Source organism: Streptomyces sp. NPDC050564 (genome assembly GCF_044457265.1).
Taxonomy (GTDB): Bacteria; Actinomycetota; Actinomycetes; order Streptomycetales; family Streptomycetaceae; genus Streptomyces.
In genome coordinates this window covers 182,050-198,943 of the sequence record NZ_JBITGS010000009.1, presented here as the reverse complement: position 1 = coordinate 198,943, position 16,894 = coordinate 182,050, and the positions used below count along the sequence as shown (strand labels likewise).

Sequence of the window (16,894 nt, the reverse complement as noted above, 5' to 3'; positions counted from 1 at the left end):
CCGCCCCCGGTAGGCGGGCAGGGGATCAGAGGCTGGTCGGAGGCGGCGGCGGTGAGGCCGACCCGCTTGACGTGGCGTTCTGTGAGCCGGAGGACGGGGGTGCGCCCTGCGGCGGCGGAGTCGTGGTCGGCGGAGCGGACTGCCATCCGCCGCCCTGGCCGGATGCGGCATTCGCGCCGGATCCTCCCGGCCCCGGGCTGCCGCCCACCTGGCTGCTGGTGTCGTCGGACACGCTCGTCGGCGCGGGCTGGACGGCCTTCTCCAGACCGGACTTGACGGCATCGCCACCGGGCGAGACGCCCGTTCCGCCGCTTTGCGAACCTTCGTTGCCCTCTCCGCCGCCGGTCGGGTTGGCGGCGACGTCGCCGGGGAAGCCGCCCCCGCTGGCGTCGGGGCCCTGCGGTGCGGCGCCTGCTCCGGCGGCAGCGCCACCGGTTCCGGCGGTGGCTGCAGCTGCGGCGGCCTTGCGGGCGGCCTTCTCGGCATGCGCCTTGGCGATCTGTGCTCCGGCGCCGCCGGCGCGGTGGATGGACTCGCCATCGGTGCCGTCGGCTGCCCAGTGGACGAACTTGAAGACGGCGTACGGGCAGAGCAATACCAAGACCATGATCACGATGCCGGACATGACGTCGGCCAGAGCGGCGATGCCGTCCTTGGCCTCGGTTTTGCCCATGGCGGCGATACCGAGCACGAAGATCACGGTCATCAGCAGCTTGGAGACCACGAGGGTGGCGGTGGCTTCGATCCAGCCCTTGCGCCAGCGCCGGGCGACCTCCCAGCCGCCGCCGGCGGATGCGAAGACGGCCAGCGTGACCATGACGAGGATGCCGACCTTGCGGACCATCATCACGCACCAGTAGAGGAAGGCACCGATGGCTGCGCCGAGGCCGGCGACGACTGGCACGAGCCAGCCCAAGCCGGACAGGCCGCCGATCTGGTTGACCTTCACGATGCGGCGCACGGCCGACTCGATGTTCAGGTGTGCGGTCTTGAACAGGCCGTCGCTGACGGCGTCGACCACTTCCACGGCGACCGTGGTGAAGGCGATGGCACAGAAGGCGAACAGGACCCCGCTCATGGTGCCGGTGAACGCCTGTGTCAGCGCTTGTCCGTCGCGCCGGATGGCTGCCCGAACCAACTGGGCGCAGAACGTCGCGACCAGCAGGACCAGGCCCAGTGGCAGCAACATCTCGTAGTTGTCGACGAACCATCCGGCGTTCAGGTCCACCTTCGTGGTGGTGTTGACGGCCTCGGCCGCCAAATCGGCTGCGGCGGCTGCCAGTTCACCGGCGGACTTCGCCATCCAGTCACCGATGGCCTTGCCGGGGTCCGAGGCGAAATCCACCGCGTCGCCGACGGCGCACAGCTTGTCTGCCAAGGGGAAATCACAGAAACCCACGAGGAGTTGCTCCTCCTTTCTTGTCTCAGGCGCGGGTCACTGCGTGACGCTCGGTGCGATGGCGGCCAGGGTGCAGTCGTGGTTCGGGCGGCACTGCACGGCGAGGGTTACGGCCCGTTCCTCGGTTCCGCCGCCGCCCTTCTTCCAGCTGAGCGTCTGCTTGCCGTTGACGGTGACGACATAGATGTACGCCTCGGTGATCGCGGACGGGTCGTCGGCCAGGGCCGCCTTGAACGCGAAGGGGTAGTGGCCCTCGGTGACGCTGGCGGTGGCGTGCTGGTCCTGGTCGGCCATCCGTGACCACAGCAGCGGATCGGGGACCTGGCCGGAGACCGAGGCCCAGTCGGCGTACTTGGTCTCGGTGGTCATCCAGGCACGCATGCCAGCCAGTTGCTGGTCGCGGTTCGTGTCGCGGGTGTCGTAGAACCACAGCATCTGGGCCGCCGCCTTGGCGTAGGCGACCGGTTCGGCGATCTGCGGGGGTTTGGGCACCGAACCGGATCCGGAGGCAGGCTTGGGGGCGGCCTCGGAGGAGGACGGGCTGCCAGTCGGGGCGGGCGCGGCGGTGTCCGGGGCCTGGTGGCCGTTGCCGCCGCCGGTCAGCAGAGCGACGATCCCGGCGATGGCGAGCAGGACGGCGACGGCGGAGGCGACGATCGCGATGCGCCGGTTGGCCGACCAGCCCGTTCCGTACGAGGACAGCGAAAAGGAGGGGAATCGGTTCCGCATCAATGGACCTGAGACCCCAGGCCGGAGAAGAACGCGACGATGCCGTTCGCGGCACCCAGACCGAGGGCGGCGCCTGCGGCTACGACCGCGCCCTTCTTTCCGTTGGCCTCGGCCTGGTGGCCACCGGTGTGGTGGCCCCAGGCCCATACGCCGAGCGAGACGGCGAGGGCGCCGACGACGGCGATGATCCCGAACATGTTGATGCTGTTGACGACGTTCTTCAGCACGCTCAGGCCGGGCAGGCCACCGCCCTTGGGCGAGATTCCTGGGTCGTAGGCGAGCTGGATGACGCGGTCTGCGAGAGGGACAGACATAGGTGTGGCGGGGCTCCTTGCATACGCGGGCCAGGCGAGGGCCGGCGGGAAAGGGGAAGCGGAGGGGGAGGTGCACTCGGGGCGCGGAAGGGGCCGCGGCGGCGGCCCGCCTGGAGCGGTGCCGGGCGGGAGGCGGCGTCAGAGGACGCGGCGGGCGGCGAGAATCGTCCAGTCCTTGATCGGGGTGATCCGGACTGGCTTGGTGGTGCGCGGCGCCTCGATGACGAGGCCCTCGCCCATGTACATGCCGACGTGCTCAGGCCGTGCGGCGCTGCCGCGGCTGAAGATCAGGTCACCGGGCTGTAGTTGGGCGGGCGATACCGCCTTACCCTCGTTGACCTGCGTGTACGTGGTGCGGGTGAGCGTGACGCCGACATGCGCGTACGCCTGCTGCATCAGCGAGCTGCAGTCGCAGCGACCCATGGGGTCGGGGCCGTGCGAGTTCGTGCAGGAGCCGCCCCACTGGTAGAGCGTGCCGAGCTGGTGCATCGCCCACTCGATGGCCTTGCGCGCCTTCGGATCGGCGTCCTTGGGAATCGCGTAGCCCTTCGGGACGCTTCCCTCGGGGATGCGGCCGAAGCCGGAGCCGTCCTGGCCCGGCGCGCAGCCGGTCGTACCGGTCGACGGCTTCTTGCTCTGGTCCGCGTCCTTGCCGTCCGCGTCGTTGCCGCCGCCCGGGAAGGTCTTGGCGATGGCGTCCTGCAGTGCGGTGGCCAGGTTCTCCCACTGCGCGTACGCGTCCGGCAGGCCGGACTTCTGCACGGCTTGGGCGGCCTGGGTGACGGTCATCTGCTGCCAGCCGCTCACCTTGAGCAAGTGCTTGTAGAACTGCTCGGAGGCGTAGACCGGGTCGCGGATCTGCTGGGCGCTGCCCCAGCCCTGCGAGGGACGCTGCTGGAACAGGCCGAGTGAATCCCTGTCGCCGTAGTTGAGGTTGCGCAGCCGGCTCTCCTGCATCGCCGTGGCGAGCGCGACGATCTGTCCCTTCTTGGGGACGTCGAGCGAGAGGCCGGCGGCCACGATCGTCTGGGCGTTGGGGACCTGCTCGGCGGGCAGATCAAGGCCCTTGATGTGGACGTTCTTGCCGGACGCCCCGTCGAGGATCTTGGTGACCTGCTCGGCGACCTTGTCCGTGTCGATGTCGGTCAGGCAGCTGCTGAAGGAGCCGCTGCTCTGCACGGCGTCGGCGGAGGAGGCCATCATCATGCCGGTGCCGGCGATCAGGATCGGAGAAAGGAAGACGACGCCGATGCCGGCGGCGAGCGCCTTCAACCGGAGCGGATCGCTCGCCGGTCAGCGGTTTCGGGCATGGGTGGGTAGCGGGATGTCATGAGCGTGTCCTTCGGGGTGCGGTGTCCGGCGTGCCGCGTGCGCGAGGCGTGATGGAAGGGCGCGGCGGCCGGGGTGGGCGATCGGGACGGGCCGGCGCGGGCGAGTTGCCGCTCGCTCCGCGTGGCCGGGCCGTGAGCTAGGTGTGCCGGGGCAAGGGGGTACCTCCGTGAGATGTGGCGGAAAGGCAGCCAGTGGCGGTGTGCGCCGGGCGGTTCAAAAACAGTAGGCGCGGATCGGCGGTTGACCAAAAAATGGGCGTGAGGTACCGGAATCCGGCACCTCAGCAACGCACTTCTTGGTCGTCGGCGGATTCGCCTCTACAGTTTTTGGACTCCCCTCGCCCTCCTCGGTCTGCGGCCCTGGGCTTCTGCATGCCCACTTCCGGCCCGCGAGGACTCCTGTGCGAGACGGGTAGTTCCTTCCGCGACTCCGCACCCGATTAGGGGTTCCTCTTTGCCTTTCTCCCTGCACCAGGGCGACGCCCTCAGTGTTCTCGCCGGCCTTCCGGACGGCTGCGTCGACTCTGTCATTACCGATCCGCCGTACAACTCCGGCGGTCGGACCGCGAAGGAGCGCACCACCCGCTCCGCGAAGCAGAAGTACACCTCTGCCGATTCCAAGAACGACCTCGCCGACTTCACCGGCGAGAACATGGACCAGAGGTCCTACTCGTTCTGGCTGACGCAGATCATGACCGAAGCCCACCGTCTCACGAAGACCGGCGGGACCGCGCTGCTGTTCACTGACTGGCGCCAACTGCCCACCACGACGGACGCGATCCAGGCGGCCGGATGGCTGTGGCGCGGCGTGCTGGCCTGGCACAAGCCGCAGGCCAGGCCGCAGAAGGGTCGGTTCACCCAGAACTGTGAATTCATTGTCTGGGCCAGCAAGGGGGCGATCGACGGCTCCCGGAACCCGGTCTATCTGCCCGGCTTGTACTCGGCCTCGCAGCCCTCGGGGGCGAAGCGTCAGCACATCACGCAGAAGCCCGTCGAGGTGATGCGCGAGCTGGTCAAGATCAGCCCCGAGGGCGGCACGGTGCTCGACTTCTGTGCCGGCTCCGGCTCCACGGGGGTGGCAGCTCTGCTGGAAGGCAGGGACTTCATCGGCGTGGAGAAGACCGAGCACTACGCGTCGATCGCGGCCGACCGGCTCACCGAAACGATCCGCGCGACCCTCACGCAAGACGACGTGATTCTCACCGTCTGAGCCGCGAGCGCGCTTCCCGTCAAGGCGACCGGCGCCCTAGTCGGCAATCCGACGAAGCGGAGTTGTAACTCGCTGGCGCTCCGCGCATCGCCGCTTTCGCCCTCTCTCATTCCGCGTCTCGTAGGAGGCCCAACTTTTTCATGCCCGAATCCATAGAACCGTCTGACGATGGGAAGTTGGAGCCGGTACGCATTCCCGATCCGCAGCTGGAGGGAATCGAGGCGAGCGTTCGACGGCTCATGGAGCAGTCGGCGCAACAGGCGCAGCAACTCGACCACCTCGCGTCCGCCCCGGAGCCGAACGGATCGCCGTTCGCCGCGTTCGGCATGCCGGGGCTCGGCGGGCCGCCTGCCGCCGCTCCGCCGGAGCCCCGCCCGATCCTGGAACTCGACGGGGAGGAAAGGGAGGACGAACTCGACGCTTTGTCGGACTGGGTCGATGACTTCTTCCTCCCGGTGTACGGGTCGGAAGTCACCACCGCGGCGCCTTGGTGCCTGCAGTGGCAGGAGCACGACGATGTCGTGGCCTGGCTCCACGCCCTGTGGCTCGCCTACCAGCAGCACAAGGACCCCGAAGCCGGACTCTCCGGCCTGTTCGTGTGGCACCGGGACTTCCTCACCCACGCCGTTGCGGCGATCCGCGCACCGGGCGGGCCGCTGTCGGCCTGCATGACCTCTCCCGACCGGCCCGCGCACCGCCTTCTGCCCGGCCCGCCGCCGTCCGTGCGAGCGGAGACGGCGGCCACGGCGGAAGCCGGGCCCGCGGACCCGGACGAGCCGACGTCATGACCGCGCGACGGGGACAGCCCGCCTTCGGCCTGAGCTTCGACCCCCGCGCGCTGACCGACCTCCTCCAGGCCCCCAGCGATATCCGCGACCTCACCCTCGCCTACCTGCAGGAAGTCGTGAACGTGCAGCGCTTCGGGCTACGCCTCGACGGTGACCTGGAGGGCTACCGCAAGCTGTTCGTGGACTCGCGCAAGGACTGGCGCGTCGTCTACGGCGTCCGAATGGCGCCCGCGGAGTCCGCGCACCAGAAGGAGATCCACGTCGTCGCGGTCCGGCCGCGTGCGGGCAACGACGTCTACGACGAGGTTGGCCGCCGCCTGGGGATGACCCGCCGGCCGCTGAGCGCACGCACCCACGCAGCACGCTCCCGTTCCCCGCAGCTGACCACCCGCACTCCCGCGCCCCGGCCCGGTCCACCGCCCACCGCACTGCCGGGCCTGCCCCGTCCCGCACAGAACCCCGCGCACCACACCCGCTGAACGCACGGAGTGTCGCCTATGCCCCCTGAACCCGCGCCGACACCAGCCCGGCGTGCGGTCTCCCCGCTCGACCATCGCATCGAAGCCGTCACCGGCCGCGACATCGACACCCTGTGGGCCTACCGCGACCGCGGTGTCCTCGACGAGCCACATGCCCACCTGGTCGACCGACACCGCGAGTTGGCCAAGTCCCAGACCGGCGTCGCCTTCTACCTCAGACTCCTCAATCGCCTTTCCAGCGGCGAGTTGGACGTCGATGACGCCCTGTTAACGCGTATCGACCGCACCGTGGACCAGCTGGAGGAGGCCACCGACGCACGGGACGCCGCTGCCCGGAAGGTGTTCGCCGCCCTGGAGCCCATCGAGGCCGCCGCGGCGGCCTCCGCGCCCGACGCGAAGCCGCTCTCGACGGACGACCAGGCGGCGCTGCTCGCCATCGCCGGCGGCGCCAAGCTCTACGCGCACCTGCTGACTGGCCGGATGTCGGTCACAGCCGCCTCCGGCACCCGCATCCCTCACGCCAAGCTGCAGCGGCTGGAGGGCGCGGGCCTGGTCGTCCGGGATACCGGCCACCCCGTGCACGCCGGCCAGCCGGTCTCCCTCACCGACGCCGGACGCGCCGCACTGTTTGCCGCCCGACGGACGCCCACGCCCCAGGCGCCGAAGCTCCCGGCTCGACCCGGCACATCGCCTTCCACCTCAGCACAGCGGCGCTGAACCTCACCGAAAGGCCCTTGTTGTCTCCCACTGAACCGGCGCCGGCTCGGAAGTCCATCCCTCAAGTCGACTTCGAGCTCGACGACTTCGATGCCGACGAGGAGAAGTACCTCGACTTCTATCGCCAGGTCGCCGTCCGCGAGGACATGCTCGTCCCCCTCGCCGAACACCACACCCCCAACGGCGCGCACAGCTACTACGTCCTCTTCGACCGCACCGCCACCTTCGGGCACCCGGGCATGCCGCAATACGTCGCCGTGCACCTGAAGCGGGACCGGGAGAAGGAAACGTTCGACTTCGAGCAGGAGCTGCTGCCGCTGCCCGCGATGGCGCAGTCCTGGCTCATCCACCGCGGCTGCCCGCCCGACGCCATCGGCCTCGACCCCGAGCTGGGGCCACCGCCGGCGGACGAGGCGACTCGTGCGCTGGAGCGACGCCTCGCGGGCGACGGCGACCACTACGCCATGGGCTACTCCTACACCGCCGACGATCCGGACGACATGGTCACCGTCGTGGCACTGCGCGCCCTGGACGAGCGAGCCCCCGCCCCGTTCCGCGTCGTGGTCGAGGAAGTCGACACCGACGCCTGGACGCACACCCTGCGCGAGGGCGGCTTCGCCACGGTGGGCGAGGCCCTGCAGTGGTGCGACGACCGGCTCACCGGCGAGGCCGGTCCTCTCCCGCCGGTACGCCCGGCAGCCGCAGCCAGCCGCCCGACCGGTGTGCCGAAGGCCCCTGCTCCCCGCCCGCCCGGCCGCTCGCGCTAACCGCCAGAGCCGACTGGCGCGGCGAAACATAGCCGACGATCGCCGGTTAGCCAAACCGGCGATTCTCCGGACTCTTATACAGCCGCCGGGACAACTCCCGCGGCGCCATTCCACACAATCCCTATGCCTTCACGGAGGTTTCTTCCGCATGCGCTCCACCCGAATTGCCATATCCGCGGCGATGCTCGGCGCACTCGCGCTGCCGGTGCTGTCCGCCACCACCGCCAGTGCCGCCCCCGCCGCCGTCACCGCAGCCCCCGCGAGCGGCTGCTACGACCTGCCGCCGCTGCCGTACGCGGTGCACGCCAAGGCCGTCACCATCCGGTCCAAGGCCAGCTCGAAGTCCACCGCGCTCGGCGTGCTCTACAAGAGCCACAAGTTCACCGTGCACAAGAAGAGCGGCAACTGGCTCTACATCACGGACAAGACGACCGGAGTCAAGGGCTGGGTGTCCGGCACGTACGTCTACCGCGACGTCCGCATGTGCCTGGACTGACAGGAATTCAGCACATACCCGTAAGCGGCTGAGCTGCCGGGTACGGCCGCCCCTCACATTCCCCCAGGCATCGGCCTTTCCAGAACAGGAGTCTCCCTTTTGTCCGACGGCATATCCGATGACGCTGAGGATGTCGTGGGCGTCCTCACCGAACGGATCGAAGCGCGCTTCGCCATGGACATGGACCAGTTGAAGGCCGCGGTCGGCGTCGCGCCGACCGCGAATCCTGACGCCACCGACGTCGTCAAGTGGCACGGCCTTCTCGTTCAGGCCCAGTCCGTGCTCGACCGCGCGGAGGACGACCTCCTCGCCGCGCTGGAAACCCAGCCCGGCGAGGTCGACGACCCGACGATGGGCCTCGCCCACCGCGTGAACGCGGCCGTCACCGCACGCGACGGCCGGGCCATGGTCGTGCGGTGGCTCCTCGACCCGGACGCTCCGGGCAAGAAGGACCTCGCCGCCGAACGGCTCGCCCGCCTTCGCCCCCGAACCGGGGCGGCGGTGCAGACCAGCGCTCCCCAACGACCCCCGGGGACACCTGCGCCGGCATCGGCGTGGCGGGCAAGGCCCGTCCGTTGAGCCGGGGCAAGGCCAGCACCATGGACGGCGACTTGGAGAAGGTCTTCGGGAACCCGGTCCCGGAGCTGTACGAGGCGGCTGTCGGCCACGATGCCTCTCCCGCCCTCGCCCGTGCCCTGGAACTGCGCTCATTCCTGGCTCTGACCGAGGAGCAGGTCACCTGCGTCCGCGACCGCGTGCACGCGGACATGGACCCGGATCGCGACATGGGCGAGCTGTCGGCGGACAAGCTCCGCTTCGATGCGCAGTGGCTGGAGGCGGCGTTGGACGCCCGCGACGGCTACCGCGCCGCCCTCGGCGAGCTGCTGCGCACCATGCCTCCGCTCGACCAGCGGGCTCGTCCTGTCCGCATGGCACAACTCAGGGCCACCGCAACCCTGCCCCCGTCCGCCGCCCCGGCACCCCAACGTGCCGGGGCGGCCCGGGCCCGCCGACCGTGAAAGCCCCCGCTTGTCCCACCTGACGTCCACCGAGATAGCCGGACGGATCGAGGACCTGTACGGCGCGCCGCTCGCCGACCTCGAAGCCCACGCCCAGGGCCAGCCGCCCGGCATGCTCTCCGCCCTGCTCGGCATGCACGACGACCTCGCCCTCGCCGAGCGCAGGATCGACTTCCACCGCGACCACCTCGCCCGGCTCATCCACCCCGAGCGGCAGATCGGCCGGCACGAGGTCTCCCATCTCCTCGACGGCTCCCGCCGGCTCGCTGAGGCGGTCGCAGTCCGCGACGTCCAGGCCAAGTCTGTCGCCGCCGTTCTGCAGAGCCTGTCCCGCGTCCCGGCCCCAGCGCCGTCCCCGCCGGCACCTTCGCCGCCCGTTCCGGCTCCGCCCCTTCCGGCCCAGAGCACGGCCCCCAGCCGCTGATCCGCAGGCGATTTCCCTTACTCACCCAGGAGTTTCTCCCTTGGCCATCACCGCTCTGCCTCCCGACACCGACGCCGACATCGCCCGGGTCAGCGAGGCCCTCGCCATGATCACCCCGCGCTGGAACGTCCGGATCCTGCTGGCACTCTCCGGCCCGCCGCTGCGTTACAGCGAGCTGGCGGCCAAGGTGTCCTGGCTGCAGAACGGCCAGCTCCACCCCAAGCTCAAGGCGCTGTGCGACGCGGGCCTTGTCGAGCGCACCGAACACACCGCACGCCATGTGACCTACGGGCACACCGAGCGTGGTGTCGCCCTGCTGCCGGTGCTGCCGATGATCGTCACCTGGGCCGAGGAGCATCTGGAGACCGCGGACCGACCGCTGCCCGCGATCGAGCAGATCGAGGACAGCCTCACCCTGCTCACCCGGCGGCACGCCGCCGCCATCCTGTGGGTGCTCAAGTCCCGTGGCGAGGTCAGCGGGCGGGCCCTGGCCCGGATCGTGATGCCCAGCAGCGACTGGACCAACGTGTACCCGCCGCTGCGGCAGCTCGTCGCCGACGGCCTGGTCGACACCGAGGGCATCGGCCGGCCCTACCGGCTCTCCGCGGCGGGCGACGGCCTGAGCCCCGTTCTCGGCGCTCTGTCCGCGTGGTCCGCCGGGCAGCCCCTCAACCAGGCGGGCCAACACCCAGTCTGGGGGCACCCGCAGGCGAAGGCCGCGCCGCGGCCGTGGGTCAGCAGCCAGTCCCGGCCGGCCCCCGCAGCCCTCCCGCAGGCCCGGACGGGTGAGCCCTCTCCGGCGTGGCACAACCGCGATCTCTTCTCGCACGCCACGCCCACCCGCCCGAAGGCGGTCATCCAGGCGGGAGGTCCGCGCCGATGACCACCCCCTTCACCACGGCCGAAGTACGCAACGCGGTCGAGCTGCTGGCGTCGCGCTCCTTGATCCGACTGGTCACCGAGATCGACGACAACGGAGCGATACCGCCACGCCGACTGGCCGCCACCCTCCCCGGCCTCTCCTCGCATCACCTGCGCCGCGCTGCCGAAGCGGCCCGTGCCCACGGTCTCGTCCGGACCGCACCCGGCGCCGGCCTGGAACTCACCGCTTGTGGAGCGGAGTTGGCCGACCTGTACGACGCGGCTGCGCGCTGGGCCCGACGCCACGCCTACCCGGCACCGGTCTGCGAGTTCAGCAGTCGCATCCGCCACGTGCTCGAGCTCCTGGCGCCCTCGCTCGCGGCCGAGCCCGCCAACGGCCTGTCGCGGCCGTCCGCCGCGCGACGGCCCAGTGACGAGGCCGAGGCGGACCTTGCCCGCCCCCGCGCTCTCCTGATCCAGTGGCTGGCCGGCAACCCCCAGGTCACCCGGGTATCCGAGCCCGAGCCGGTCGCGTGAGCGCAGCAGTTACACCCCGGCATGCACGCCACACCGCCGGGCTGATGCGCAGCATCTACCTGCCGCGCACGGCGGACGCCCTCGCGTTCGCCATGTCCACCTACGGCATCCCACTGCTGGTCCTGGCCACCACGCGCTCCGCCGCGCTGACAGGCGCAGCGTTCGCCCTGGAATGGATCCCGCGGCTGGCAGCCTTCGGGTGGGCAGGATCGATCGTCGACCGGCGCGGGGCGGCCGTCGTCTTCCACCTCGCCTCCCTGGGACGCGCGCTGGCCCTCGCCACCGGCGCAGTCCTGCTCCACCTCCACCCGACCGGCACCGTCGCGACCGCGACCGTGATGGTCCTCGCGGCGACCACCGGCGTGCTCACCGAGTTCAGCTACATCGCGGCCGAGACCGCGGGCGCCGCCGCCGGCCGCCGAGCGGGCGCGCAGGCCCACCGCGTCCAGGCCGTCCTGCTCGGCATCGACCAGACCGCGACCCTGGCCGGCCCGGCGCTCGCCGGGGTACTCCTGCTCGCCGGGCCGCCGCCGATGCTCGCGGTGATCACCGTGCTCTCGCTCCTCGCCGCGCTGCTCGCCCTGCGCACACCCCCCTCGCCCGTCGCCCCGGCCCGCGCGCCGAAGGGGAGGTCCAGCGCCGGACTCCTCACCGGGTGGCGCACCATCCGCTCTCTTCCCGCGCTCGGCTGGCTCGTGACCGGGCTGACCCTGTCCAACCTGGCCATCGGGCTGCTCCAAGCGGCCGGTCCCGTGATGGTCGTCCAGCACTTCGGGCAGTCCACCACTGCCGTCGGCCTGGTCTGGTCCGCAGCCGCCGGAGCGACGCTCCTCAGCGTCACGCTCTGCCGGTTCGCGATCGACCGCCTGGGCCTTTGGCCGGTCGGCGCCGCCTGCGCCGCCCTCGCCTCGCTCGCCTGTCTCGCCGCAGCCCAGGCCCCCGACTACCTGTCCTACCTGGTCCTTGTCGCGGTCCTCATGGCGGCCGAGGGCGGCCTGACGGTCGTCCTGCGCACCCTGCGCTCCCGCCTCATCCCCCCGGAGAAGTTCGGCAGCACCCTGTCGGCGACCATCCTCATCCTCCTGCTGCCCTTCCCCGTCGCCGGCGTGCTCACCGCGCTCACCCCGCCCGACGCCCTGGGCCACGTCATCACCGCGTGCGCCGCCCTGCAGGCCCTCGGCCTGTTCTGCGCCTTCGCCCGCCTGCGCACCGATCCCGCCCTGCACACCTGACCCTGCTGCGCCCCCAGCCTGTGGAGAACCTCATGCCCACCGCCGTCCTCAAGACGAACCGCGCGAGCGGTCGCACCATCACCGAACAGTTCCACGCCTTCGACGTGCACAACCCGCACGTCTACCGCGCTCTGGAACGCATGGCCGCCCGCCGCCTGGCCGCCGGCGCCACACGGGTCAGCCTCAAGGACCTCTTCGAAGACCTGCGCCGCCAACTCCCGTACGGCGTCGCCGGGCTGAACAACAACTTCACCGCCCTCTACGCCCGCCGCCTGATCGACGACCACCCCCACTGGGCCAGCGTGTTCGAGCTGCGCCGCCGCCGTGCCGCCTGAGACACCCCTCTCTCTTCTCCCGTCCTGCCGTCCACCGATACGGAGAACCCCTTCTTGTCCGCACGTCCCCTCGTGCTCGTCGTTTCTCCCGGCGACGAGACCTATCGCGGCTACCTCCTTGAGCAAGTGGCCGCCGCGTACGACGTCGTCCTGCTCACCGGCGCCGAGCCGTCGTGGGAGAAGCCGTTCATCGTCGACCACTCCGTAGTCGACCTGACCGACCCCACCGCACTGCTCGCCGCCGGCCGGGCCCTGGCCGAGCGCCACGACCTCGCCGGCGTGGTCACCTGGGACGAGTGGAACCTCGTCCCCACAGCCCGCCTCTCTCGCGCGCTCGGTCTGTCCTCGACGTCCGTCGAGGTGATGCGGGCCTGCCGCAACAAGGCCACCGCCCGGACCCTCTTCGCCCGCCACGGAGTGCCGTCGGCCGCCTCGATGAAGGCGCGGACCCTGCTGGAGGCCGGCCTTGCGACGATGACCCTGGGCTACCCCGCCGTCATCAAACCCGCCGCGTCCGCCGGCAGCATCGGCGTGATCCGAGTCGACCAGCCCGAAGAACTGCCCGGAGCCTTCGAGTTCGCCTCCGCAGGTGCGAGCCGCAGCCGCGAGGACACCGGCGTCCTGGTCGAGGAGTACCTCGACGGGCCGGAAGTCTCCGTCGAGTGCGTCACCCATCGCGGTGCGACCACAGCGGTCGCCGTGACCCGCAAGCACCTGGGCCCCGCACCGTACTTCGACGAGACCGGCCACACCGTCGATGCCACCGACCCGCTCCTGGCCCAGGTCGCCCCGGCAGCCGCTGCTGCGGTCAAGGCCCTGGGGATCACCGACGGCGTGCAGCACGTCGAGATGCGCCTCGTGGACGGCAGGCCCCGGCTGATCGAGGTCAACGCCAGGATCGGCGGCGACATGATCGGCCACCTCGTCCGCCTCGCCACCGGCATCGACCTGCCCAAGGCCGCCGCCGACCTCGCCTGCGGCACGCCGCCGGACCTTACCCCCACCCGCAGCGGGGCCGCGGGCATCCGCATGCTCTACCCGGCCGCCTCCGGCACCCTCACCGCACGGCACATCAACCAGCCGTTCGCGGCCCACACCCCCTGGCTGCGGCAGATCCAATGGATCCGCGAGATCGGCGAGCAGCTTCTCCTGCCGCCCGACGGCGACCTGTTCACCGCCCGGGCCGGGTTCTACATCGTCACCGGCCGCAACACCGCCGAGGTCACCGAACGCCTCGACACCGCCGCCGACGAGATCACCGTCGCCACGAGGGCGGACCGATGAGCCACCAGCCCGATCCGCTGCGCGACATCGACGGCGACGTCTACGTCTCACCGCGCCATCTCGCGTCCACCACCGGGACCGGTGACCCCGCTCTCGCCCCGCTGCTCGCCCTCGGCTGGGACCTCCGGTACGACGAGGACTCCAACGTGTACCTGAGCGCTCCCGACCGGCGCGTGCGCCTGGGCTACCTGCCCGAAGGCGAAGACGACGGGCTCTGGCGCATCAACGCCTACAAGGACTCGTTCGGCCCGCCGGCGTGGGGCGTCTGTTTCAACGACCGCGTCCCCACCGAGTTCGTCCAGGCGTTCACCACCGTCCTCGCCACGGCGTACGAGCAGGGGCCGGACTCCTACCTCGCCCGGCCGGTCTCCGGGATCGACGAGCACGACCCCTTTCTCGCCGTCGTCCCGCTCCTGAAACAGGGTTGGGAGATCGACCGCCCGCGCTGGGGCGTCTTCGCGGTCCAGGCCCCGGACGGGCTCGCTGGCATGGAGTTCACCACCGGCGACCTCGATCCGGAAGCGGAACTGACGACGCGTGACGCCCGCTGGCAGCTGTGGGCGGGCAAGTCCATCGACCGGCCCGTCTGGTATGCCACGGCCAGTACCGATACCCCCGTCGCCCTGCTCACCGCCGTCACCGAGTGCGTCGCAGACCCGGCTCCGCTGCCCCGGTGGCGCGAGGAGACCTTCAGCTACATCAAGGGCATGGCCCAGCTCACCCCGATCCTTCCGCCCGGACCGCCGGCCCCCACCCCGCTCGACGTGCAGCGGGCCGTCGCGTCCCGCCGCCCGGCCGCGCTCCCCGCGGCCAGTGTCCCGCGCTGGAGCACCACCAGCCGACCGGCCCTGCCCGGCCCACGCCGGTAGGACCAGCCCGACCCCGACCGGAGACCCTCTTGTCCCTGCAGGCCCCCGAGTTCTTCGCCGAGCTGTGCCTCCCCTTCCACGACCACGCCGTCGTGGGCAACACCTACTTCGCCGCCCCCGTCCCCGGCGCACCGTTGCGGCTGCGGATCGATTTCGCCGGCACCATCCACGCGGACACCTACGGCGGGCTGCGTGTGGCGGTCGTCCACCCGGACCGCGGCGAGATCGATGCGGTGGCGCTCAGCTTCGTGGACCACGGGACCTTCCACCGCCGCGACGAAGCGACCAACACCCGGCCAAACACCAAGCAGTACGGCACCTTCGACAAGTACCACCGCCCCGGCCGACCCCCGTGGGACGGGGCCGTCACCACCGGGCTGCGCGACGCCATCGAGCAGTACACCGCCGTCTGGTTCCCCGGCGCCTGGGCCGCGTCCGCGCCCAGGCGTACGGCTGGCCGTACACCGCGCAGCACTCCCGTCCCGCCGGCCGCCCCCGCCGGGGCCCGCACCCGCTGAGTCCTCGTACCGATCCTCGCGCAGCTCAGTTCCGCGCAGCCTTCCCGGCAGGAGCCTCGCCTCGTGTTGCCCGAACCGCTCACCGACCCCTTCAAGGACCTCGACCCTGCCCAGACCATGAGGGTTCGCCCGGGTCACCTCGCCGGTCCCGGCCATATCGGTGGCGCACGCTGCCCAGGCCCTCCGGTGGGAGGAAGGTCTGCCTGATCTCCACCAAGCCCCTGCACCGGGCGTCAAAGAGGTCCCCTTCCACACCCGCCGTCACCTCTTCGTCGCCGCACCAGCTGCGGCCAGGCAGTCGCCCAGCTATCCGACGCCCGCTCTGCCGCCACCGACGCACGCCGTTGGCCGCACTCGCTGACCTTCCCCCTACTGACCAAGGAGTCCTCTTCTTCGTGCACGCACGTCTCGTCCGATCCGCCGCCGCCGTCGCTGTCGCGGTGACCGCCACCCTCACCTGGGCGCCAGCCGCGAGCGCCCAGCCCTCCGAACCAACCCCCTCGGCCTCTGCCGCCCCCGCCGAGACACCAGCCCCGGACGCGGGCAGCGTCGAGATCACCGCGAAGGACACGGCCGGGGACGTCCTCCCCGGCGCCACGTTCCTGCTGCTCGACTCCACCGGCCAGGAAGCCGGACGCGGGAAGACCGACGCACTGGGGAAGCTGACCTTCCCCGGCCTTGAGCCGGGTGTCTACCGGCTCAAGGAGACGGCTTCCGGCAGCCCGCTCCACGAGGTCGTCGCCGACCAGGACGTCATCGTCACCCCGGGCGCGACCACACGGCTGTCGATCACCGACCCGTTCAAGGCCGCCAAGGTCCTCCTGCAGGCCAAGGACGACAAGTCCGGCAAGCTCCTACCGGGCGCGACCGTGAACATCGGAACCGGCGACTCGACGCTGCTCACTCTGACCACCGGCTCCAAGGGCACCGCCTCTGGAGAGCTGCCGGTGTCGAGCCGGAAGACCCAGTTCTGGGTCAAGGAGATCAAGGCTCCCGCCGGCTACGACCTCTACGAGCCGTCCAAGACGTTCCGCGCGGGTCCCGGCGTCCCCGTGACCGTGACCGTCACCAACGCCCAGACCGCGACCACCCCGCCGCCCACGCAGAAGCCGACCGACAGGCCGAGTGACAAGCCCTCCCCGAGCAAGCCCGGCAAGGACGAGGACGTCTCGGTGCCATCCGCCTCGGGTACCCCGACCGCCGACAAGACCGCGTCGAGCACCGCGGCGCCCGCCCCTGCGGGCTCGCTCGCGCACACAGGCGCCGACGCCGCCCCGTGGCTGATCGGCAGTGCCGGAGTTCTGATCGCTGCTGGCGGAGGCGCCCTCATTGCGGCTCGCCGCCGACGCACGGACAACTCCACCGACGACGGCTCCAGCGAGAGCTGACCCTACTCACGGCATGACGCAGAGCCCCCGGAATCATTCGATTCCGGGGGCTCTGTCGTGGATGCGTATCCGATGCGAGCGGAGGCGGTGTGCGATGCGGTCGATTCACCCGCCGCCAATTCGTGGCTCTTGCGTATCGCCGAACCGTGAAGACTCGTACGCGCGTTCACCGCCAGGGGTGGAGTTGCCGCCTCTTT

21 protein-coding genes are annotated in these 16,894 nt (G+C 70.9%); 17 read left to right on the top strand and 4 right to left on the bottom strand.

What is annotated here, in order from left to right:
* Window positions 1–25 precede the first annotated feature (25 nt).
* The 4 genes from ACIBK0_RS16790 to ACIBK0_RS16775 form a co-directional block, all read right to left on the bottom strand.
* Complete coding sequence (locus ACIBK0_RS16790; protein WP_399080238.1) at window positions 26–1,399, bottom strand: ATP-binding protein; 1,374 nt, start codon at window positions 1,397–1,399, stop codon at window positions 26–28.
* Between the two features lie 36 nt (window positions 1,400–1,435).
* On the bottom strand, window positions 1,436–2,128 hold the full coding sequence (locus ACIBK0_RS16785) for a hypothetical protein (protein ID WP_399080236.1): 693 nt from the start codon (window positions 2,126–2,128) through the stop codon (window positions 1,436–1,438).
* Window positions 2,128–2,442, bottom strand: a complete 315-nt coding sequence (locus tag ACIBK0_RS16780; protein ID WP_011031268.1) for a DUF6112 family protein — start codon at window positions 2,440–2,442, stop codon at window positions 2,128–2,130. Before ACIBK0_RS16780 ends, ACIBK0_RS16785 begins: the two co-directional genes overlap by 1 nt.
* Window positions 2,443–2,580: 138 nt before the next feature.
* Window positions 2,581–3,714, bottom strand: coding sequence for a C40 family peptidase (locus ACIBK0_RS16775; protein WP_399080234.1), 1,134 nt, complete (start codon window positions 3,712–3,714; stop codon window positions 2,581–2,583).
* Window positions 3,715–4,227: 513 nt separating this feature from the next.
* On the opposite strand from ACIBK0_RS16775, the gene ACIBK0_RS16770 reads away from it, so the two are divergent.
* From ACIBK0_RS16770 to ACIBK0_RS16690, 17 genes are all read left to right on the top strand, one after another.
* The gene (locus tag ACIBK0_RS16770) at window positions 4,228–4,983 is read left to right on the top strand and encodes a site-specific DNA-methyltransferase (protein ID WP_356700410.1); all 756 of its coding nucleotides are present in this window, start codon (window positions 4,228–4,230) and stop codon (window positions 4,981–4,983) included.
* A 239-nt stretch (window positions 4,984–5,222) separates the two neighbouring features.
* A complete protein-coding gene (locus tag ACIBK0_RS16765) occupies window positions 5,223–5,771 on the top strand; it encodes a DUF4913 domain-containing protein (RefSeq protein ID WP_399080429.1) in 549 nt (182 codons plus the stop codon).
* The gene (locus ACIBK0_RS16760; RefSeq protein ID WP_399080232.1) at window positions 5,768–6,250 is read left to right on the top strand and encodes a hypothetical protein; all 483 of its coding nucleotides are present in this window, start codon (window positions 5,768–5,770) and stop codon (window positions 6,248–6,250) included. Before ACIBK0_RS16765 ends, ACIBK0_RS16760 begins: the two co-directional genes overlap by 4 nt.
* Window positions 6,251–6,268: 18 nt before the next feature.
* Window positions 6,269–6,967, top strand: a complete 699-nt coding sequence (locus ACIBK0_RS16755) for a hypothetical protein (RefSeq protein ID WP_399080230.1) — start codon at window positions 6,269–6,271, stop codon at window positions 6,965–6,967.
* 17 nt (window positions 6,968–6,984) lie between these two features.
* Complete coding sequence (locus ACIBK0_RS16750; RefSeq protein ID WP_399080227.1) at window positions 6,985–7,734, top strand: hypothetical protein; 750 nt, start codon at window positions 6,985–6,987, stop codon at window positions 7,732–7,734.
* 181 nt (window positions 7,735–7,915) lie between these two features.
* Complete coding sequence (locus ACIBK0_RS16745; RefSeq protein ID WP_356700794.1) at window positions 7,916–8,230, top strand: SH3 domain-containing protein; 315 nt, start codon at window positions 7,916–7,918, stop codon at window positions 8,228–8,230.
* Window positions 8,231–8,329: 99 nt separating this feature from the next.
* Window positions 8,330–8,809, top strand: a complete 480-nt coding sequence (locus tag ACIBK0_RS16740; protein ID WP_399080225.1) for a hypothetical protein — start codon at window positions 8,330–8,332, stop codon at window positions 8,807–8,809.
* Entirely contained in the window at window positions 8,806–9,249 is a 444-nt protein-coding gene (locus tag ACIBK0_RS16735; protein WP_399080223.1) for a hypothetical protein, read from the top strand. Before ACIBK0_RS16740 ends, ACIBK0_RS16735 begins: the two co-directional genes overlap by 4 nt.
* A 10-nt stretch (window positions 9,250–9,259) precedes the next feature.
* Window positions 9,260–9,673 (top strand): hypothetical protein, encoded by a 414-nt coding sequence (locus ACIBK0_RS16730; RefSeq protein WP_399080221.1) that lies wholly within the window; start codon window positions 9,260–9,262, stop codon window positions 9,671–9,673.
* A 40-nt stretch (window positions 9,674–9,713) separates the two neighbouring features.
* On the top strand, window positions 9,714–10,556 hold the full coding sequence (locus ACIBK0_RS16725; protein ID WP_399080219.1) for a winged helix-turn-helix transcriptional regulator: 843 nt from the start codon (window positions 9,714–9,716) through the stop codon (window positions 10,554–10,556).
* Window positions 10,553–11,071, top strand: coding sequence for a regulator (locus ACIBK0_RS16720; RefSeq protein WP_399080217.1), 519 nt, complete (start codon window positions 10,553–10,555; stop codon window positions 11,069–11,071). Before ACIBK0_RS16725 ends, ACIBK0_RS16720 begins: the two co-directional genes overlap by 4 nt.
* Window positions 11,068–12,303: an MFS transporter gene (locus tag ACIBK0_RS16715; RefSeq protein WP_399080215.1), complete on the top strand. Its 1,236-nt coding sequence runs from the start codon at window positions 11,068–11,070 to the stop codon at window positions 12,301–12,303. The genes ACIBK0_RS16720 and ACIBK0_RS16715 overlap by 4 nt, the downstream gene beginning before the upstream one ends.
* Before the next feature lie 32 nt (window positions 12,304–12,335).
* The gene (locus ACIBK0_RS16710; RefSeq protein ID WP_399080213.1) at window positions 12,336–12,638 is read left to right on the top strand and encodes a hypothetical protein; all 303 of its coding nucleotides are present in this window, start codon (window positions 12,336–12,338) and stop codon (window positions 12,636–12,638) included.
* A gap of 54 nt (window positions 12,639–12,692) precedes the next feature.
* Window positions 12,693–13,922 carry an ATP-grasp domain-containing protein gene (locus tag ACIBK0_RS16705; protein ID WP_399080211.1) on the top strand — a complete coding sequence of 410 codons (1,230 nt, stop codon included), beginning with the start codon at window positions 12,693–12,695 and terminating at the stop codon, window positions 13,920–13,922.
* Window positions 13,919–14,791 carry a DUF317 domain-containing protein gene (locus ACIBK0_RS16700; RefSeq protein WP_399080209.1) on the top strand — a complete coding sequence of 291 codons (873 nt, stop codon included), beginning with the start codon at window positions 13,919–13,921 and terminating at the stop codon, window positions 14,789–14,791. Before ACIBK0_RS16705 ends, ACIBK0_RS16700 begins: the two co-directional genes overlap by 4 nt.
* A 29-nt stretch (window positions 14,792–14,820) precedes the next feature.
* Window positions 14,821–15,309, top strand: a complete 489-nt coding sequence (locus tag ACIBK0_RS16695) for a hypothetical protein (protein WP_383385075.1) — start codon at window positions 14,821–14,823, stop codon at window positions 15,307–15,309.
* A 395-nt stretch (window positions 15,310–15,704) separates the two neighbouring features.
* On the top strand, window positions 15,705–16,697 hold the full coding sequence (locus ACIBK0_RS16690; RefSeq protein WP_399080207.1) for a collagen binding domain-containing protein: 993 nt from the start codon (window positions 15,705–15,707) through the stop codon (window positions 16,695–16,697).
* Window positions 16,698–16,894 lie beyond the last annotated feature (197 nt).

Bases quoted from the DNA above. Each gene is read 5' to 3' on its own strand.
- ACIBK0_RS16780 (WP_011031268.1), bottom strand. From the start codon at position 2,442: ATGTCTGTCCCTCTCGCAGACCGCGTCATCCAGCTCGCCTACGACCCA.
- ACIBK0_RS16765 (WP_399080429.1), top strand. From the start codon at position 5,223: ATGGAGCAGTCGGCGCAACAGGCGCAGCAACTCGACCACCTCGCGTCC.
- ACIBK0_RS16745 (WP_356700794.1), top strand. From the start codon at position 7,916: ATGCTCGGCGCACTCGCGCTGCCGGTGCTGTCCGCCACCACCGCCAGT.
- ACIBK0_RS16700 (WP_399080209.1), top strand. From the start codon at position 13,919: ATGAGCCACCAGCCCGATCCGCTGCGCGACATCGACGGCGACGTCTAC.
- ACIBK0_RS16710 (WP_399080213.1), top strand. From the start codon at position 12,336: ATGCCCACCGCCGTCCTCAAGACGAACCGCGCGAGCGGTCGCACCATC.
- ACIBK0_RS16785 (WP_399080236.1), bottom strand. From the start codon at position 2,128: ATGCGGAACCGATTCCCCTCCTTTTCGCTGTCCTCGTACGGAACGGGC.
- ACIBK0_RS16755 (WP_399080230.1), top strand. From the start codon at position 6,269: ATGCCCCCTGAACCCGCGCCGACACCAGCCCGGCGTGCGGTCTCCCCG.
- ACIBK0_RS16720 (WP_399080217.1), top strand. From the start codon at position 10,553: ATGACCACCCCCTTCACCACGGCCGAAGTACGCAACGCGGTCGAGCTG.
- ACIBK0_RS16760 (WP_399080232.1), top strand. From the start codon at position 5,768: ATGACCGCGCGACGGGGACAGCCCGCCTTCGGCCTGAGCTTCGACCCC.